A 1,955-nucleotide genomic window follows, 5' to 3' on the forward strand; every position below is an offset into this window, starting at 1 on the left:
TCGATCCCACGCGATGAAATAGACGCAGCGGAGGCACTCGGCCTGCTCAAACGCCCGCTGCCGCCAACGATTGATCTTCCCCAAGAACAACATCGTCACGAATAAGAGCGGCTAAATCCCCACAGGCCCTAGATTGCCGTCTTTTAATTTTGACATCATGAAGACAGGTGTTAGTATCAGTTACGAAACATAAGTAAGCCAAGAGGGTTGCCATGGCAAAGGTCCATGTTCACAGCGTCGACGAACTGATCTGGAAGACAGTTCGAGAGCAGACCCGCGACAACCCTTTAAAACATTTGTCTGAGGCGAATCTGAATGCGCAGGTCCTCATTCATGAGGCTGGCAGCGAGACGAGTTGTCAATTGTTCGAGACGATTTTCGAGGCTGGCGCTGAGGTGGCAATTCACCGCCACGACGAGGACGAGATCATGTACGTCGTCGATGGCGAAATGATGCTTGGTGCGCGCAAGCTTTCGCCCGGATCGTCGGTGTTCATAGCAGGCGGCACGTTCTATGGGTTCAAGGCCGGACCGAATGGGCTGCGTTTCCTCAATTTTCGACCGCGCGCCGACAATAGCTATATCCCCGCGCCTCAGCAACCAGCACGGGCCTAAGCCTTTTCAGCCGGTTCGCCGAAGTTCGCCGCACTGATCGCCTTGAACGTCAGGTCACCGTCGATCCGAGGGGCGTCGCGTTCGGGCAATCTTCTCGACCACGCGCGCCACCAGCCTGCCGAACTCGTCCACCTGAGTACCAGAAACGGTGGCGCCGACCTGGCTTTGGCCTGCTCGACGCGTTGCGGGGTTGGACAAGTGCTCACGGAGATGAAGGTCCCAGGCGCCAGCGCCATCACACACCATCGTCAAGGCCATGGAAGCTGGAATAGGCCCCCGGCCCTAGAAAGGCCTTGAACCCTGCTATCGAAAACGTGTTGATGGGCACGCCGCGTTGTCTAAATTCGACTGCCTCTTTACTTCGCCATCGCTTCGGCACCAATTCGGCCTACGCCTTAATGCGCCCTCCCGCGTTGAATCGGGTCCGCAGTCGCCGGCGTGATGACGGTGCGGTCGCCGATGGTATCGGCAGGGTAGCGGCCAAGGGACAAGAACAGGATCGCCGAAATGACGAGGCAGCCGATGAACAGATACAGCGCGCTTTCATAGCCGCCAGTCCGGTCATAAAGAACGCCTATCGTGACCTGTCCGGCAACCGCGGCAAGCACGGCGGCCATGATCGTGCAGCCATAGATGGTCGAATAATGGCGCAGGCCGAAGTAACGCGCGGAAAGGTAAGCGATAATGTCAATTTCCGCCCCTTGGGCGAGGCCGACGAGGATCGTTGCCGTGATTGCCATCGTCATGTCGATCTGGCCCTGCAACAGAATGACGCAGCCGATCAGCGGACCCACGCTGAACAGGAAAGCGACGATGGGGCCCCAGATGCGATCGACCAACGCGCCCGCGACCACTGTCCCGACCAGCACCGATCCGGCCAGCAACCCAATCAGGCCGGCCGCTTTGGCAGCATCAATGCCAAGGTCAATCATTAATGGCTGGAACTGGCTGGCGATCGCGACAATCGGCGCATTGCCGAAAGCCGTCGCCAGGCAAAGCAGCAGGATGCGATGGTTGCTTCGAAGCAAGGCCCAGAACGACGGGCTCGCATGCTCGACCGCGTTCATTGTCGTAGGTGGCGCGCGCGGGAGATCACGGATAGCGAGAATGCAGGCGGGAAGTCCGACCAGTAGCGCAAGTGCGGCCAATAGCACGAAGCCGGATCGCCACCCCTGGTTCGCGATAAGCCAGAACAGGATGGTAGGCAGGACCATCCCCACGAGCGGCAGGCCGATGCGAATGCACGCTAGTCACCTGAATCTGAAGTTCGGCTCATTGTTTTTTGGCAGAAGCGTTTGACGGAGGCGAGGATCTCGTCTGCGGATTTGACCCACTTGTAGG

2 protein-coding genes are annotated in these 1,955 nt (G+C 58.6%); one reads left to right on the plus strand and one right to left on the minus strand.

The window, feature by feature from the left end:
- Positions 1-212 precede the first annotated feature (212 nt).
- On the plus strand, positions 213-614 hold the full coding sequence (locus B5X69_RS20620) for a cupin domain-containing protein (protein ID WP_079640333.1): 402 nt from the start codon (positions 213-215) through the stop codon (positions 612-614).
- Between the two features lie 395 nt (positions 615-1,009).
- Here B5X69_RS20620 and B5X69_RS20625 read toward each other — a convergent pair whose 3' ends face one another.
- Positions 1,010-1,855 (minus strand): MFS transporter, encoded by an 846-nt coding sequence (locus B5X69_RS20625; protein WP_342745813.1) that lies wholly within the window; start codon positions 1,853-1,855, stop codon positions 1,010-1,012.
- Between the last annotated feature and the right edge of the window lie 100 nt (positions 1,856-1,955).

The sequence above is a fragment of the Sphingopyxis flava genome, from assembly GCF_900168005.1.
In the GTDB taxonomy this organism is placed as follows: Bacteria; Pseudomonadota; Alphaproteobacteria; order Sphingomonadales; family Sphingomonadaceae; genus Sphingopyxis; species Sphingopyxis flava.